General features: G+C 70.3%; 15 protein-coding genes. 6 read left to right on the top strand and 9 right to left on the bottom strand.

The genetic code is table 11. The annotated features are described in order from the left end of the window. Positions 1–389 precede the first annotated feature (389 nt). Genes qcrB through ctaE form a run of 4 tightly spaced genes read right to left on the bottom strand, consistent with a single transcriptional unit; the run spans position 390 to position 4,765 of the window. Positions 390–2,057 carry a cytochrome bc1 complex cytochrome b subunit gene (qcrB, locus tag IDM40_RS10255; RefSeq protein ID WP_193121710.1) on the bottom strand — a complete coding sequence of 556 codons (1,668 nt, stop codon included), beginning with the start codon at positions 2,055–2,057 and terminating at the stop codon, positions 390–392. Further along, positions 2,057–3,211: a cytochrome bc1 complex Rieske iron-sulfur subunit gene (qcrA, locus tag IDM40_RS10250; RefSeq protein WP_193121709.1), complete on the bottom strand. Its 1,155-nt coding sequence runs from the start codon at positions 3,209–3,211 to the stop codon at positions 2,057–2,059. Before qcrA ends, qcrB begins: the two co-directional genes overlap by 1 nt. Then, complete coding sequence (qcrC, locus tag IDM40_RS10245; protein ID WP_456320158.1) at positions 3,204–4,121, bottom strand: cytochrome bc1 complex diheme cytochrome c subunit; 918 nt, start codon at positions 4,119–4,121, stop codon at positions 3,204–3,206. The genes qcrA and qcrC overlap by 8 nt, the downstream gene beginning before the upstream one ends. Positions 4,122–4,138: 17 nt before the next feature. Then, entirely contained in the window at positions 4,139–4,765 is a 627-nt protein-coding gene (gene ctaE / locus IDM40_RS10240; RefSeq protein WP_193121708.1) for an aa3-type cytochrome oxidase subunit III, read from the bottom strand. Between the two features lie 480 nt (positions 4,766–5,245). Here ctaE and IDM40_RS10235 point away from each other — a divergent pair, with 480 nt between their 5' ends. Further along, complete coding sequence (locus IDM40_RS10235) at positions 5,246–5,686, top strand: hypothetical protein (RefSeq protein ID WP_193121707.1); 441 nt, start codon at positions 5,246–5,248, stop codon at positions 5,684–5,686. A gap of 226 nt (positions 5,687–5,912) precedes the next feature. Beyond that, positions 5,913–7,004: an anthranilate phosphoribosyltransferase gene (trpD, locus tag IDM40_RS10230; protein WP_193121706.1), complete on the top strand. Its 1,092-nt coding sequence runs from the start codon at positions 5,913–5,915 to the stop codon at positions 7,002–7,004. Between the two features lie 76 nt (positions 7,005–7,080). On the opposite strand, the gene IDM40_RS10225 is transcribed toward trpD, so the two are convergent. Genes IDM40_RS10225 through IDM40_RS10215 form a run of 3 tightly spaced genes read right to left on the bottom strand, consistent with a single transcriptional unit; the run spans position 7,081 to position 9,882 of the window. After that, positions 7,081–7,356 carry an Lrp/AsnC family transcriptional regulator gene (locus IDM40_RS10225; protein ID WP_193121705.1) on the bottom strand — a complete coding sequence of 92 codons (276 nt, stop codon included), beginning with the start codon at positions 7,354–7,356 and terminating at the stop codon, positions 7,081–7,083. 59 nt (positions 7,357–7,415) lie between these two features. Beyond that, positions 7,416–8,180, bottom strand: coding sequence for a rhomboid family intramembrane serine protease (locus IDM40_RS10220; protein WP_193121704.1), 765 nt, complete (start codon positions 8,178–8,180; stop codon positions 7,416–7,418). Further along, a complete protein-coding gene (locus IDM40_RS10215) occupies positions 8,158–9,882 on the bottom strand; it encodes a DEDD exonuclease domain-containing protein (RefSeq protein ID WP_193121703.1) in 1,725 nt (574 codons plus the stop codon). Before IDM40_RS10215 ends, IDM40_RS10220 begins: the two co-directional genes overlap by 23 nt. 105 nt (positions 9,883–9,987) lie before the next feature. Between IDM40_RS10215 and IDM40_RS10210 the strand changes: the two genes are divergently transcribed. From IDM40_RS10210 to IDM40_RS10200, 3 genes are all read left to right on the top strand, one after another. Then, positions 9,988–10,152 carry a hypothetical protein gene (locus IDM40_RS10210; protein ID WP_193121702.1) on the top strand — a complete coding sequence of 55 codons (165 nt, stop codon included), beginning with the start codon at positions 9,988–9,990 and terminating at the stop codon, positions 10,150–10,152. After that, positions 10,149–11,513, top strand: a complete 1,365-nt coding sequence (locus tag IDM40_RS10205) for an NYN domain-containing protein (RefSeq protein WP_193121701.1) — start codon at positions 10,149–10,151, stop codon at positions 11,511–11,513. Before IDM40_RS10210 ends, IDM40_RS10205 begins: the two co-directional genes overlap by 4 nt. 402 nt (positions 11,514–11,915) lie before the next feature. Further along, positions 11,916–12,854: a C40 family peptidase gene (locus tag IDM40_RS10200; protein WP_193121700.1), complete on the top strand. Its 939-nt coding sequence runs from the start codon at positions 11,916–11,918 to the stop codon at positions 12,852–12,854. Positions 12,855–12,980: 126 nt separating this feature from the next. On the opposite strand, the gene IDM40_RS10195 is transcribed toward IDM40_RS10200, so the two are convergent. After that, positions 12,981–14,213, bottom strand: a complete 1,233-nt coding sequence (locus tag IDM40_RS10195; RefSeq protein WP_193121699.1) for a DUF418 domain-containing protein — start codon at positions 14,211–14,213, stop codon at positions 12,981–12,983. Next, on the bottom strand, positions 14,210–14,848 hold the full coding sequence (locus IDM40_RS10190) for a TetR/AcrR family transcriptional regulator (protein ID WP_193121698.1): 639 nt from the start codon (positions 14,846–14,848) through the stop codon (positions 14,210–14,212). The genes IDM40_RS10195 and IDM40_RS10190 overlap by 4 nt, the downstream gene beginning before the upstream one ends. A gap of 373 nt (positions 14,849–15,221) precedes the next feature. On the opposite strand from IDM40_RS10190, the gene IDM40_RS10185 reads away from it, so the two are divergent. Further along, entirely contained in the window at positions 15,222–16,250 is a 1,029-nt protein-coding gene (locus IDM40_RS10185; protein ID WP_407939954.1) for an NlpC/P60 family protein, read from the top strand. Positions 16,251–16,264 lie beyond the last annotated feature (14 nt).

The following is a 16,264-nucleotide window of genomic DNA, read 5'->3' as shown; positions in this document are numbered from 1 at the left end:
ATGCGCCTCACAGGGCGGCAGGCATGGTTCGCAGAACGTGTGCAGCTCACCCGGGCGGTTGTGCGCCCGGACCGCCGGACGTCCCCCGCGGGAAACAGTGGCTTCCGGCCCTGAGAGCCCGACAGAAGCGTCGGCCCGCCCCGGCCGCACACGCCGGCCGCCCCGCGTCCCCCACACGCTGCACGGGTCCCTCAGGCCACGGCCCGGCCGGTCGGCGGCCCGGATGTACCCCGTCCGTGACGGACGGCCCGTGCACCCCGCCCGCCCCTCGCCGGCGTTCCGCCCCGAGCCCCGAAGGCCCCCGGACACACGACGGACCCGGCCGTGACACGGCCGGGTCCGTCGTCGGTGGGGCGATCCGTCCCGTGGGAGGACCGCCGCCTCACGCGTCAGCGTTCGACGTCTCCACCCTCCTCGGAGGCGTGCTCCTGGGAGTGGTGCAGGTGGTGGCCGCTGTGCGGCTCCAGGCCCTGCACGGACACGTTGTCCTTCGTGTACCAGTGCGCGAGCTTCCTGCGGAGCTTGCCCATGCCCTTGCGGGCGTCGGGGTTCTCCACGCCGGTGGCGTCCACGTCCTCGTCCGTCAGCGCGGTCGAGGAAGGATCGCGCTTGCTGCTGAGAACCTCGACCGTCTCGTCGGAGCTCTCCTTGTGCACCTCGATGAACTCACCGCTGGGCAGCTGCTGGATGGTGCCGCTCTCGTAACCGTGCTCCAGGGTCTCCCGGTCACGGTGCTGGAGGCCCAGGCAGATGCGCTTGGTGATGATGAACCCGAGGATCGGACCCGCGATCGCCAGGACCCTGAAGATGTAGGTCGTCAGGTACAGGTCGATCGAGAAGGTCTCCGACAGCACGTCGTTGGAGCCTGCCATCCACAGCACGCCGTAGAAGACGATGCCGGCGACGCCCAGACCGGTGCGGACCGGGGCGTTGCGGGGACGGTCGGCGACGTTGTGGGCCTTCTTGTCACCGGTGATCCACTGCTCGATGAACGGCCACAGAGCCAGAGCACCGAAGATCAGACCCGGGATGACCAGACCGGGCACGAGGACCGCGGTCATGATCGGGTACCCGGCACCGATCGGGATCGTGAAGTCGAGCCAGTTCGGGAAGATTCGCAGCGAACCCTCCATGAAGCCCATGTACCAGTCCGGCTGGAGGCCGGAGGTGATGGACGTCGGCGCGAACGGCCCGAACAGGTGGATCGGGTTGATCTGCACGAAGGCGCTCAGACCGGCGATCACGGCGAAGGTGAAGAAGAAGAACCCACCCGCCTTGACCGCGAAGGCCGGGAACATCGGTGTCCCGACCACGGTTTTATCGGTTCTGCCCACCCCTGGATATTGGGTGTGCTTCTGGTGCCACAGGATCATGAAGTGCGCGACGATCAGACCCAGCAACAGGGCCGGGATGAGCAACACGTGCAGCACGTACAACCTGGTGATGATGTCTTCGCCGGGGAACTCCCCGCCGAAGAGGAACATCGAGATGTAGGTACCGACGAGCGGGATCGCCAGCATCACACCTTGCAAGATCCTCACGCCCATGCCCGAGGGCAGGTCGTCCGGCAGGGAGTAACCGAAGAGGCCCTCCACCATCGCGAGGGCGAAGATCGCCACACCGATGAGCCAGTTGATCTCGCGCGGCTTGCGGAACGCACCGGTGAAGAACACGCGGAGCATGTGGATCACCAGGGCGGCCACGAAGATGAGCGCGGCCCAGTGGTGGATCTGGCGCATCAGGAAGCCGCCGCGCACATCGAAGTCGATGTGCAGTGTCGAGGCGAACGCCTCCGACATCGGAACGCCCTGCAGACGCTCGTAGGAGCCGTCGTAGACGATCTCCACCATGCTGGGCTTGAACCACAGTGTCAGGAAGACACCGCTGACCAGCAGGATGATGAACGAGTAGAGCGCGATCTCACCCAGCATGAACGACCAGTGGTTCGGGAAGACCTTGCGAAGGTTCTTCTCACCGGTCTTGGCCAGGTGGAAGCGGTCGTCGATGTAGTTACCGACGCCGCGCAGTGCCTTGGGTGCCTGAGTCGTCTTGCTCATCAGTTACCGCCACCCCTCTGGTACTCCCAGAACGTCGGACCGGGCGGCTCAGCGAAGTCACCGGTCGAGATGAGGTAGCCCTCATCGTCCACACTGATCGGCAGCTGCGGCAGACCGCGGTGCGCAGGGCCGAAGACGACCTTGGCCGCGTCCGTGGCGTCGAAGGTCGACTGGTGGCACGGGCACAGGATGCGGTGCGTCGTGCGCTCGTACAGCGCCGCCGGGCAGCCGACGTGGGTGCAGATCTTCGAGTAGGCGACGATCCCGTTGTACGTCCAGTTCATGTGGGTCTCGTCGGAGCCCTCCGAGACCGGCTCGTTCATGCCTTCCTTCCAGTCGCCGTCCGGGACCTTGATCAGAAGGATGACGGACTTCGCCTGGTCGTCGAGGCTGATGCCGTGCGGGTAGCGGTCGTCGTCGATCGCGGGCAGGGCGGAGATCATCCCGTTCGGGTCGTTCTCCAGGTCCTCGGCCCGCAGGGCACGGTGGGTGCCCTCGACGTACATGCGACGGCCGTTCTCCCACGGGGTGTGGTGGAGCGTGTCCCGGGGCAGCGGACCCAGGTCGCGCAGGAGCACGACGGGGGCGATGCCCAGCGGGATCATCGACGCGATGAGCGTACGGCGCATGAGCGGGCGCTTGGTGAACCCGCTCTCGTCGGCGCTCTTCATGAAGAACTCGCTGAAGGAGCCCTTCTCCTCGTCACTGGAGGGCAGCTCGTCGTAGGGCGAGTGCACCTCGTAGTGCGGCATCACGTTGCGGGCCCACACGGTCATACCCGCGCCGATACCGAACATGGCCAGGGTGAGCGTGCCACCCAGCAGCATGTTCGAGTACTGCGAGATCTGCGGGTCCGCGATCGCCGGCTCGTCCGCCGCGTTCGGCGGGAAGACGAAGTACGCGGCGAGGAACGCGATGCCGGCCAGAGTGGCGAGGATGAACCACGCCGACGCCATCTTCTCCCCGCGGCGCTGCTGCTCCTCGGGGCGGATGTGCGTCTCGAAGGGCTCGTAGGGCCCTGCGTGTTCGCTCTCGTTCTCTGCGGAGGCCTCGGAGACGACGCGCTCATCGGCGGAGGCCGACGGGGTGCCGACCACGCGCTCGGGCTTTTCGTCCCCGGCTCCGTTGTTGTCGTTGTTGTTGTTCTCAGTCATGGGCACGCTGCTTCGCGGTGATCCAGATCGCGCAGGCGACGATCAGGGAGAGACCCACGGTCCACCCGATGAAACCCTCCGCGACCTGGCCGACGCGGTCGAGGGCGAAGATGCCTCCCGCGTCCGGTTCGGCCTGGAGGGTCTTCACATACGAGATCAGCTCCTGCTTCTCGTCCGGGTCGATGACGCCGTCGCTGAACATCGGCATGGCGCCGGGACCGCTGACCATGGCCTCGTAGATCTCGCGCGGGGACGCGTCGTGGATCTCGGGGGCCCAGCGGCCGTCGGTCAGGGCGCCGCCCCCACCGGACCAGCTGTGGCAGTGCGCGCAGTTGGTCAGGTAGAGCTTCATGCCCATGTCGGTGTCGTCGGCGCCCTCGATGTAGGCGTCGTACTCGGTCTCCCAGGTCTCGAGGGCGGCTTCGTACTCGCCCTCGTCCTCGAAGTCGTCGCGCTCCGGCTCGCTCGCGGGCACCTCGTAGGGCACGTCCGCACCGGCCTCGTTGTCCCTGATCTCCGCGTCGTAGTACGCGATCAGGTTGGCGAGCTCCTCCTCGGACATGACCATCGGCTTGCGCGGCATCTGGTTGTCCGGGTCCATGGACGGCATGCGTCCGGTGCTGACCTGGAAGTTGACCGCAGCGGACCCGACCTCACGCAGGTCGGGTCCGGTCGGGCTGCCGGAGCCGTCCAGACCGTGGCAGCTCGCACACGTCTGGTCGAAGATGGCCCGGCCCTCGGCGATGTCGACGTCGTCCGGGGCCGGGGCCTCAGCGCTGAGGGTCTGCGCCCTGGCCTCTTCGGCAGTGGGGGCCAGTGCGGCGTACCCCACTCCGAACAGGGCTAGCGCGAGGATGACGACGACATACCCCGCCAGGGGATGCCGCCGCCGCGCGGTAATCCATTTCACGGTTTCCCCGTTTCGGGTTACTGGATGAAGTAGATGGTGAAGAACAAAGCGACCCAGACGACGTCGACGAAGTGCCAGTAGTAGGACACGACGATCGCACTGGTCGCCTGCTGGTGAGTGAAGCGCTTCGCGGCGTACGTGCGTCCCAGCATGATGAGGAACGCGATCAACCCACCGATGACGTGGAGTCCGTGGAAGCCCGTGGTCAGGAAGAACATCGAACCGTAGGGACTCGACTGAAGAGTCAGCCCCTCGTGAGCGATGAGCTCGTAGTACTCATAGGCCTGTCCGAGGATGAAGAACAGGCCCATGAAGAACGTGATGTAGAACCACATACGCAGCTTCCGGACGTCTCCGCGCTCCGCGGCCCAGACGCCGAACTGCGCGGTGAAGCTGGAAGCCACCAGGACCACGGTGATGGTCGTCGCCCACGGAATGTTGAGGTGGGCGTCCGGCCAGGCCCCGAGGCTGGGGTCCCCGGTGATCACCGATCGGATGGTGAAGTACATCGCGAACAGCGCAGCGAAGAACATGAGCTCGTTGGCAAGCCACACGATGGTGCCAACGCTCACCAGGTCAGGACGCTTTGCCGCACCATGCGCTGGTGTCGGTGCTGTTTTTGGGTTCGCGGTTGCTGTCGCCACGGGAGCATTATTACGGCATCTCGCGCAGGGCCGTACTCGACCCCCCGTAAGGCGACGGATCAGCACCGGTATCGATCGCCCAGAAGCCCCGAGTCGCCCGCGCGTCCGTGACTCCGGCGTTACTGTAGCGGCCGGACCGGCCGGGACGCTTCTACGACACGCTGTAGGCGTCACACCGGCCCGATCCTGGGCCTCCCGGGCTTTCCGGTACCCCCGAACACGAGCGGCGAACCGCCCTCGGCCAACGCGCGGGCAACAAAAAGATCACTGTTGCGCAACGTGCCTCCCGGGCGTGGTGAGACGGGCCACTCCGATGCCCCAGGTGGGCCGGTGTCGAAGGTCTCAGCGTTCCGAGCGCCCCCGGGCCTGCTCTGTGCACCACCGGCACGAGGCAATACAGTCGGAGGGGACAGCCAATGAACCCCTCGGCCGCGACCCCCTGGCGGCGGCCGTGGACCGACGTGATGGGACGGTTGCGCGATGGTGGGCAGTGGTACCGACTCCGGCACCAGGATGCGCGTGCTGATCTACAGCGACAACGCCGAGACCCGCGAGCAGGTGCGCCTGGCCGTGGGCCGCCGACCCGCCGCCGACGTTCCCAAGGTGGAGTTCGTCGAGTGCGCGACCGCCCCCGCGGTGATCGGCAAGCTGGACTCCAAGGACCCACTCGACCGCATCGACGTGGCCGTCTTCGACGGTGAGGCCGCCTCCCCCGTCGGCGGCATGGGACTGTGCCGCCAGGTCAAGGACGAGATCTTCCGCTGCCCGCCGGTCCTGCTGCTGGTGGGCCGCCGCGACGACGGCTGGCTGGGCACCTGGTCGCGTGCCGAGGCCGTCGTCAGCCACCCCATCGACCCCGTCGCCCTGGCGGAGTCGCTGGCCGAGCTCATGCGCTCGCGCACTGAGCTCGTCGACGGGTGAGGCACATGGATCACCAGCACGGTTCGACCGCACGGGACGACGGCCAGGGACAGCTGCGCCGCCGTCTCGTCCTGGGCGGGGCACTCAACCACGGTGCCGACATCGGGCGATGGCGCGGCCCGGCGCCTCTCCGAACCTGAAAGCGCGGGACCGGCCCGCCCCTCGAGGCCTGCCCGGACCCGCCGACGAGCCCAGTCATCCGTGCCACAGCCCGTGGAGTCACACCATGAACGTCCCCGCCTCAGCGACCCCTGCCGACGAACCCTCCGCCGTCACCGAGCGGACCTGGTCCAACCTGATCACCGCCCTGCTCGGCGGTACCGACCTGGCCGCGGCCGACACCGAGTGGGCCATGAACGAGATCATGTCGGGGTCGGCGACCGACGCCCAGATCGCCGGGTTCGCGATCGCCCTGCGTTCCAAGGGTGAGAGCGTCTCGGAGGTCACCGGCCTGGCCGAGGGCATGCTCGACCACGCGGTGGGGCTCCGGGTTCCCGGGCCGACCCTGGACATCGTCGGGACCGGCGGCGACCGGGCGCACACGGTGAACGTGTCGACCATGGCCGCGATCGTCTCCGCGGCCGCGGGGGCGCGTGTGGTCAAGCACGGCAACCGGGCGGCCTCGTCCTCGTGCGGGACCGCCGACGTGCTCGAGCGCCTGGGTGTGGTGCTGGACCTGCCCCCGGAGCTGACGGCGCGTGTGGCCGAGCAGGCCGGCATCACGTTCGCCTTCGCGCCGATGTTCCACCCGTCCCTGCGGTTCGCCGCCAAGCCGCGGCGCGAGCTCGCCGTGCCGACGGTCTTCAACTTCCTGGGCCCGCTGACCAACCCGGCCCGGCCCACGGCGTCGGCGATCGGCGTCTTCGACGAGCGCATGTGCGAGACCATCGCCGGTGTGTTCGCCCGGCGCGGGTCGGACGCGCTGGTCTTCCGCGGCGACGACGGCATCGACGAGCTGACGATCTCCACGACGTCCACGGTGTGGGTGGTGCGCGACGGGCAGGCACGGCGCGAGGTCCTGGACCCGGCGGACCTGGGGATCCCCCGCTCCCCGCAGGAGGCCCTGCGCGGCGGTGACGTGGAGTTCAACGCGCGTGCGGTGCGCGAGACGGTCGAGGGCCGCACGGGCCCGGTGCGCGACGCGGTGCTGCTCAACGCGGGCGCGGCGCTGGCCGCCGTCGAGGGCGTGGACGGGTCGCTGACCGAGGCTGTGCGCGCCGGTCACGAGCGGGCCGCGCAGGCCGTCGACAGCGGCGCTGCCCTGCGCACGCTGGAGACCTGGGTGGAGACCAGCCAGGCGCACGCCAAGGAGGCCTGAGGGCGCCTGCACCCCGAACGCAGGAGGGGCGGACCGCGGCGATGCCGGGTCCGCCCCTCTCACGTGTGCCGGGCGTTCACCACCCCAGCGCGAAGGCCGACTCCAGGTCGTGCTTGGAGTAGGTCTGGAACGAGATGTGGGTGTCGGAGGAGATCACCCCGGGGACCTTGTTGACGTGGCCGGGGATGACCTCGGCGAGGCCCTCGTGGGCGCGCACGCGCACCATGGCGATGAGGTCGACGCCGCCGGTGACGGAGTAGACCTCGCTGACCCCCTCGATCTCCGCGATCGCCTCGGCGACCTCGGGGATGCGGTGGACGTCGGCCTTGATCATGACGATCGCGGTGATCACTGTGCCTCCAGGGGCTGCTCGGGGCGCGGGTCGTGTCCCCGGCCGCCGCGTGGCGCTGTTCAGTAGACGTCGGAGAGCCGAGTCCCGGAGCGCCAGCGCAGCCGGTAGACCACCAGTCCGAGCACGACCCCGGCGATGAATCCGTACACGTGTGCCGCGTAGGCCACGCCGGAGTCCTCGCCGGGCGCGTCGGAACCGGTGACGTAGAGAAGATACTGAAGGACGAAGTAACTGCCCACCAGGGCCCATCCGGGCAGGCGCATGGGGATGACCACGAACACCAGGGTGGTGACCCGGCTGCGGAACTGCACGACGAGGTAGGCGCCGAGCACGCCGGAGATCGCCCCGGAGGCGCCGACCATGGGCACCTGCCCGCCCAGGTCGCTCAGGGTCTGGCCCAGGGCCGCGGCCAGGCCGGTGGCCAGGTACAGCGCCAGGAAGCGCAGGCGCCCGATCCGGTCCTCCACGACGGGCCCGAAGACGAACAGGTAGACCATGTTGCCGAGCAGGTGGGCCGCTCCCCCGTGCACGAACATGGAGCTGAACAGGGAGAACCAGACCGTCTTGCCCTCGATCGGCGGGCAGTGCTCCGAGACGGGTTCGGCCAGGGCGACGCTGCCGGTGAGTTCGGCGGGGACGGCACCCCAGCGCATGAAGTAGTCCTGGATCTCGCAGACCCGCTCGAACTGGTCGGCCGAGTACCAGACGGCGGTGGCGGCCTGGGGCGAGGCGAGGTAGACGAGGACGTTGGCCGCGATCAGTGCGTAGGCGACCACGGGGGCGCGGCGGACCGGGTAGTCGTCATTGAGCGGAAGCGCGGCCATGCGCCCAGTGTGTCATCTCGGCATGGGCCTCCGCGCTCCGCAACGGGCATGTCCATTCGCCCTCCAGACGCACCAGGCGCGTGGCGGGGTCGGTGAGCCAGGCCAGGACGAGTTCGCCCTCGGCGGCGGTGGCGCGGGGCACCGGCCCTGGGCCCGGGTCGACGTGTTCGGCGGTGGCCTCGAGGGAGGCCAGGAAGGCGTCGGGGTCGGCCCCCGGTCGTAGGACGGCGCTGGCGGCCAGGCGGCCGTGGCGCACGACGCTGGTCTCCCACCCCAGGGCGCCGGGGCGTGTGGCGACCACGTGGGGCAGGGAGGCGAGGGCGGTGAGGCGTTGGGAGCGTCCGGCCCCGCGCAGGAACGCGGTGAGGCGGTCGCGCATCTCGGCGGCCTCCTCGTAGCGCAACTGGTCGGAGAGTTCGCGGATCCGGGTGGTGTGGGTGTCCACGACCGCGGCCGGGTCGCCGGTCATGGCCTCGCGTGCGGCCTCGGAGTGCGCGGTGTAGTCGGCGCGGCTCTCGGTGCCGTCGCAGGGGGCTCCGCAGCGGCCGAGCTGGGCGAGCACGCAGGGGTCCACGGTGCGCCGGGGCGGGTCGAAGGTGTGCGTGCACTGGCGCAGCGGGAAGGCGGACAGCAGCGCCTCGCGGGCCCGGTGGGCCTCCTTCAGGGAGGTGTAGGGGCCCAGGTAGGGGGCGCCGTCGTCCTTGATGGCGCGCACCACGGACAGGCGCGGGAAGGCCTCGCTGGTGAGCTTGATCCAGTGGGCGCGTTCGGGGTGGCGCGAACGCCGGTTGTAGGGCGGCTTGCGTTCGGCGATCAGGCGCAGTTCGCGGACCGAGGCCTCGAGCTCGGTGGCGCACACGATGGGGGTCACACCCTCGACGACGCCGGCCATCTCGCGGATGCGTTGCCGGTTCTCGGCGGCGGTGAAGTAGGTGCGCACGCGGTGGCGCAGGTTCTTGCTCTTGCCGACGTAGAGGCTGGCCCCGTTGGCGTCGGTGAACACGTACACCCCGGGCGCCTCGGGCACCCCCTCGGCGAGGTGGCGTTTGGCCATCTGCTGCTTGGTGGGCGGTTTGGAGACCGCGCGGAGTTCCTCGAGGCTGTGCACGCCCATGGGCCCGACGCGTTCGATGAGCCCGTGCAGGACGTCGACGGTGGCGCGCGCGTCGTCGAGGGCGCGGTGGTTGGGGGTGACGGGCGTCCCGAAGAACGTGGCGAGGGTGCCCAGCTTGTGGTTGCGGGTCTCGCCCTTGCCCAGGACCGCACGGGCCAGGCGCAGGGTGTCCACGACGGGCGGGGCCGGCCAGGGGTGCCCGTGGCGTTCGCAGGCGGCTTTGAGGAACCCGGTGTCGAACGGGGCGTTGTGGGCGACCACGGCGGTGTTCGGGTCGCGGTCCAGGTACTCCAGGAGGCCGGGCAGGACCTCCTCCATGGGCGGGGCGGTGGCCACCATGGACTGGGTGATGCCGGTGAGCAGCGTGATCGTGGCGGGGATGACCACCCCGGGGTTCACGAGGGTGGTGAACTCGTCGAGCACCTCGCCGCCGCGCACCCGGACGGCGCCGACCTCCGTGATGCGCGCGTTCGCGGCGCTGGTCCCGGTCGTCTCGAGGTCGAGCACGACGAACGTGGTCTCGGCCAGCGGGGTGCCGAGGTCGTCGATGCTGGTCTGGACGCCCGCGGGCGGCTGCGGCTGTGACACGCGGCCAGGGTAGTCGGGACCGGTGACCGAACCCTTCCGGGATGGAACGCCCCGCGCCCGACATGGAAGGATGTGGGGACGACCCCGCACGAGAAGGAGACGAACGTGGCGATCGCCAATCCCGGCGGCGACGAGCGGCGGCCCCGCACCGGATCCGGCAGTCCGACGCGGTCCGGGGCGACCCGGACGGTGCGTCCGGAGGACCGTTCGGAGGGCTCCGTGCACCAGGCGCTGTCCGGGACGGCCGAGCGCGATGCGGGTCGGGCATGAGCACCGGCCCGGACGACGGCACAGGGACAGGCGGCGAAGGGTTGCCCTCCCCGGACGGGGGCGGAGAGCAGTTGGAGCGTCCCCTGCCCGAACAGGTGCGTTCCCGGGTCGTGGAGTACGGGTCGGACGTGCTGGGCGGAATGCGCGCCTCCGAGCTCCCTCCGGTGCTGCGCCGGGTCGCCCGGTTCGAGCCGCGCCGCCGTGCGCGCCTGGCGGGCCCGCAGATCGCAGCGCAGCTCGAGACCGACACCGGCTTCCGGTCCCGGGTGGCCTCCCGTGTGGAACAGGTCTGGCCGGAACTCGTCGAGGGCCTGCGCTCGGGTGTCGTTCCGCCGGCGGCCGACCCGGTCGCGGTGGCGGCCTGTGCGTACCTGGTGCGTCCCAAGGGGTGGGCGGCCATCGTGGATGAGATCCACGGCGAGCTCGAACGCCGGGCGGGTGCGCACGAGGCCGATGCGGCCGCCGAGGCGGCGGAGTCCGCGCGCACCCAGTTGGAGCAGGCCAAGCGCGATCACCGGAACGAGGCCGAACGCCTGCGTTCGCGGTTGAAGGAGCAGCGGTCGGAGATCGCCGACCTGCGGCGCCGCATCCACCATGAGCGCGGGCGCGCCAAGGAGGCCACCCAGCGGGCGGAGCGTGCGCTGGAGGAGACCGCGGACCGGGAGAGCGAGTCGGCCTCGCGCGTGAGCTCCCTCGAGGCCGAGAACCGGCGCCTGCGCACCCGCGTGGCGGCGGCGGAGACGCAGGTGGAGAACGCCCGGCGTGCAGCGCGCACCGGACGCAACGCCGACGAGGCGCGCCTGCGGGTGCTGTTGGACGTCCTGGTGGAGGCCTCGCACGGCCTGCGGCGGGAGCTGGCCCTGCCCGCCTCGGTGGACAGCCCGGCCGACCTGGTCTCCGAGGGCGGCAGCGGGCGCACGTCGCTGGCAGGGCTGCCCGACGACGACCCGGGGTTGCTGGAGCACCTGTTGACGGTGCCGCGCGTGCACCTGCTCGTGGACGGCTACAACGTCACCAAGACCGGTTACGGCACACTCCCCCTGGCCGACCAGCGCACCCGGCTGCTGTCTTCGCTGGAAGGGCTGGCGAGCCGGACCAAGGCCGAGATCACGTGTGTGTTCGACGGCGCGGACGTGGACACGCCTCCGGTGGTGTCGGGCCCGCGGCGGGTGCGGCTGCTGTTCAGCGCCGCGGGTGAGACCGCCGACGAGCTCATCGTGCGCCTGGTGGGGGCCGAACCCCCGGGCCGCCCGATCGCGGTGGTCACCTCCGACCAGGAGATCGTGTCGGCGGTGCGGCGGGCCGGGGCTCGTGCGGTGCCCTCGGCGGTGTTCCTGCGCGGACTCGACACCACGAGCTGAACCGTGGCGCTCCCGTGTCCGCGGTGTAACACGCGCCACCGTTGCGGACACGGGATCGGCCGCCACCGGGGCTGGCCTGGAAGGATCGTCCACCCGAACCGGGCGATAACCGGCGCCCTCCGGGATCGGATCGTCTCCCGTGGTTGAGCCCTGACGGACGGTCCGCTAGGTTCTTCCCGAACGTGAGTGCTCTACCGGGTAGTGGATCACACCTGTGTCCGCCCCGAGCCCGGTGGAGGCCCCGCTGCGCTCACGCGTCCTTGCCCGGTTTCCGGTGAGGGACCCCTCTGTCTCGCCCCCCGTACAAGCATGCGGACTTTTCAACCTCAAGGAGCGTGGACCGCCATGAAGAACCCCGGTGGTCGGCGTCAAGCTCGCCGAATCGCATCGACAGGCATCGGAATGGTGGCCGCTGGTGCCATCCTCGTCCCCGGTACCGCCTACGCGGACCCCAGCCAGGACGAGGTCGAGGACCGTATCGAAGAGCTCAACGAGGAGGCCTCCACCCTCGTCGAGGAGTACAACCAGGCCAAGGAGGACCACGAGACCGCCGAGGCCCAGTACGAGGAGATCGAGAGCCAGGTCGGCGACGAGCAGGAGCGCTACGACGAGCTGCAGGAGAAGGTCCAGCAGTTCGCGAACGCGACCTACCAGACCGGTGACCTGGACTCCACGGCCAACGTGCTGACCTCCGAGGGCCCCGAGGCCCTGCTGGACCAGAACGCGGACCTCAACTACCTGTCCGAGGCCCAGATCCAGCAGCTGGACGACTTCAGCGACTCGTCGGAGCGGCTGTTCTCCCTCAAGGAGGAGTCCGAGCAGGCTCTCGAGGACGCCGAGGAGAAGCTGGACGAGGCCGAAGAGGCCAAGGACGAGGTCGAGGACAAGATCGAGGAGCAGGAGGAACTGCTCGCCCAGTTCCCAGACTCCGACCCCTCGTCCGAGGGCGCCGACGACTCCGGCGGTTCCTACACCGGCGGCGCGAGCGGCGACGCGGGCGCGGCCCTGGACTTCGCCTACGGGCAGGTCGGCCTGCCCTACATCTACGGCGGCACCGGCCCCGACGGTTACGACTGCTCCGGCCTGGTGCAGGCCGCCTGGCGTTCGGCCGGCGTGGACCTGCCCCGCACCACCTACGCACAGGCCGAGGTGGGCCAGCGCATCACCGACATGAGCGCGCTGCAGCCCGGCGACATCATGTTCTTCTCCGGCATGGGCCACAACGGCCTCTACGCCGGCGACGACCAGATGGTGCACGCGCCCCGCACGGGCCGCAACATCGAGGTCGTCGGCCTGGCCGCCTACTGGGGCAGCCAGTTCGAGTTCGCGGTGCGCCTGTAACCACCGCGCAGGGCGGTGAAGGCCGCCCCCACGGACACCGCACGGGCGGTGGTCACCGGGTTTCTCCGGGGGCCACCGCCCGTGGTGTGTACGGTCTCCGGCGGCGGGCGCGGGCCGCGGCCGGGATCAGCGGGCGCGCGCCAGGACCTTCTTCTGCAGGGCCTCGAGCGGGCCGTGCCGGAACCGGCGCAGCCAGAGCACCGACCCGGCCGCCAGCAGCACCGAGACCGCGGCCCACAGCGCGAGGGACCACCAGGGGCCGGCCCAGGCCATGCGTTCGGTGAGCCCGAGGCCGAACCCGTAGGAGACCAGCATGAGCAGGACGTTCTGTGCGACGTAGCCGGTCATGGCCATCCGCCCCAGTGCCGAGAGCCCGGTCGCGGTGGGGCCGGCGCCGCCGAACCGGTCGAGCAGGGCACCGACCAGCCCGATGACACCGAGCGCGACCAGGGGCGCGGCCATGTAGCGGTCGGCCAGGGCCCACTCCTCCCCGCCGAGCGCGGCGGCCAGGCTCAGGGGCACACCGGCGCCCAGGCCCCAGCGCAGGAGGCGGCTGCGCAACCGCCGTCCGGTGGTGTCGTCGCCGAAGGCGCCCGCGCGGAAGAGGCGCACGCCGAGCAGGAACATGAAGACCATGAGGGCGAAGGTTCCGATGGGCTCTGCGCGCAGGATCAGCGCGTGCTCGAGGCGGAACACGACCTGTTCGAGGTAGGTTCCGCTCGCGTAGAGCTCGGCCACATCGGCCGGCACCCCGTGCTCTGCGTCGTGTGAGGGCAGCATGACCGTCACCGCGGTGGCCAGGGACATCAGCGCCATGTGCACGGCGAGCGAGGCCCACATGACCCAGGCCTGCACCCGTTCGGAGCGGACGAGCAGCCAGGCCACGAGCAGGGCCACCACCGCGTAACCCATGAGCACGTCGAAGGCGAAGACGAGGGTGAAGTGGACCGTGCCCTCGACGAACAGGAACAGGGCGCGCCACTTGTAGGTCCCGGGCCACCGCCGCCCGTGGTCGCGGGCCGAGCGGTACTGCAGGGCCAGACCCACACCGAACATGAGCGTGAGCAGGGACAGGAAGGTGCCGTTGGCCGCGGTGCGGAAGAGCCCTTCGAACAGCGAGGAGGCGGACGGGTCCTCGAGGAAGCGCCCCATCGGCACGGATCCGGAACCCCCGAAGAGCGCCGCGGTCTCTCCCCCGGGTGCGGTGAACAGCCACACGTTGGTGGCGAGGGTCCCGACGATCGCGACGCCCCGCAGCAGGTCGAGCAGGGGCATCCGGGTGCGCCGGTTCTCCCGGGCAGGTCCGCTCGCGTCGCGGCCCTGAACGGGTGCGGCACCGTCGTGGTGTTGCGCGGTCATTGTTCTCCCCCGGGTCGGGTGTCGGTGGGTCCGGTGCCGCCGGCCGGGCCCAGGAGCCGGTCGATGTGGGTGCTCAGGGCAGCGCGGATGCGGTCGGCGCCGAAGTGGTCGGAGCCGACGAGGTGGTGCATGGTCAGGCCGTCGACGAGGGCCACGAGGGCGACGGCCTCCTCGGTGGGGTCGTACGCGGCCGGGAACGTGCCGGCCTCACGCGCCCGGGTGAAGGCCTGCGCGAACCCGTCGACGAGGTGGTGCGTGGTCTCGCGGTGCAGGCCGGCCAGGTCGGGGTCGGTGATGGTGGCGGGCAGGAACTCCAGCCACACGGTGAGCTCGGTGCGGCGTTCCTCGTCCAGGGGCAGGAGTGTCTCGGTCAGACGCAGGATCAGGTCGTCGAAGGGCGGGCGGAGCTCCACCTCGTCGAGGCGTTCGGCGCCGCGGCCGTAGAGGTACTCCACGCCGAAACGCAGGAGCTCCTTCTTGCTGCGGAAGTACCGCTGGACCATGCCGACCGAGGCGCCGGCCTCGTCGGCCACGTCGGCCATCGTGGTGCGGGCCAGGCCCTTGCGGGCGACGGCGCGCAGGAGGGCGCGGGCGATGCGGTCGCGGCGTTCGTCGTGGTCTGCTGTTCGTGGCACATAAAAATATTACGAGCATATTTTTATGGCGGCAACCCGGTGGCCGGACCCGGCCCCGCGCACCGCAGTGGCACGCCGGGAGCACTTTCCGGCTCTGCGGGCGGGTTTCGGACACCCGTGCGAACGAGGGGGAACGTCACGAAACGGTTGAGCGGCGGTAGAAGGATGCACTAGTCTTCGACGCCGAGCGTGGTCGTTCCTCTTCGCCGCCGCCCCGGCGGCGACGGTCACGCCCGGGCGGGACCCCCACCCCCGGCACCCGAGCGCCCGGAGGCGCCCCACGCCCCGGCCCGGTGCGGTCCTCCCCGACTCGCCCGGTGCAGTCCCTCGCGTTCGCGGTCCCTGCTGCGCGGGGGGAGAAAGGTATCCCGACGTGTCTGCTTCCCACAGCGGCCGAAACCGCCGCACCGCGGTGATCGCCTCCCTCACCGCCGGAGCGTTCCTGCTCCCCCACGGCGTCGCCCACGCCGACCCGACCGCCGACGACGTGCGCGAGGAGATCGAGCAGCTCCAGGAGGAGTTCTCCTCCCTCAACGCCGACTTCAACGACGCGCAGGAGACGCACGACGCCGCCGAGGAGCGCCTGGAGGAGATCCGGGACGACATGGAGGCGGCCGAGGAGCAGATCGAGGAGCTCGCCTCGGGCGTGCGCGAACTGGCCAACCTGACCTACTCCGGCGTGGACTACACCTCGCCCACGCAGCTCATCGGGGCCGAGGGGCCCGAGAGCGCCATGAACCACCAGGCCGACCTGACGTACCTGGCCTCGCAGAACGACGAGAGCCTCGAGCGCTACACCGAGGAGCTCGAGCACCTGGAGGCCCTGGAGTCGGAGGCCTCCGAGACCGAGGAGCGGGCGGCTTCCGCGCTCGAGGAGGCCGAGGAGGCCACGGAGTCCGCCGAGGAGGCCATCGAGGAGCAGGAAGCGCTCCTGGAGGAGCTCACCGAGGAGGAGCGGGCCGAGGCCACCGAGTCGGTCGGTGACAACAGCGGCGGCGGGAACGGCGGCGGAGGCGGCGGAGGCAGCTACGACGGCTCTGCCTCCGGCAACGCCCGTACAGCGCTGGACTTCGCCTACGCCCAGATCGGCAAGCCCTACGTGTGGGGCGGCACCGGCCCCGACGGCTTCGACTGCTCCGGCCTGACCCAGGCGGCCTGGAACGCCGCCGGTGTGTCGCTGCCCCGCACCACCTACGACCAGGTCAACGCCGGCACCCAGGTCTCCTGGGAGAACAAGCAGCCGGGCGACCTGCTGTTCTTCTACGGCGCCGAGCCCAGCCACGTGGGCCTGTACGCGGGCGACGGCGAGATGGTGCACGCCTCGACCTCCGGTACGCCCGTCGGCACCGTGACGCTCAACGACTACTACCGGGACAGCTTCACCGCGGCCGTGCGCCCCTGACCTCTACGGAACGC

Origin of the sequence: Nocardiopsis coralli, from assembly GCF_014892575.1 — a bacterium.
In the GTDB taxonomy this organism is placed as follows: Bacteria; Actinomycetota; Actinomycetes; order Streptosporangiales; family Streptosporangiaceae; genus Nocardiopsis; species Nocardiopsis coralli.
Note: the sequence above shows the minus strand (reverse complement) of the source record. Positions and strands in the feature narration are given on the sequence as shown.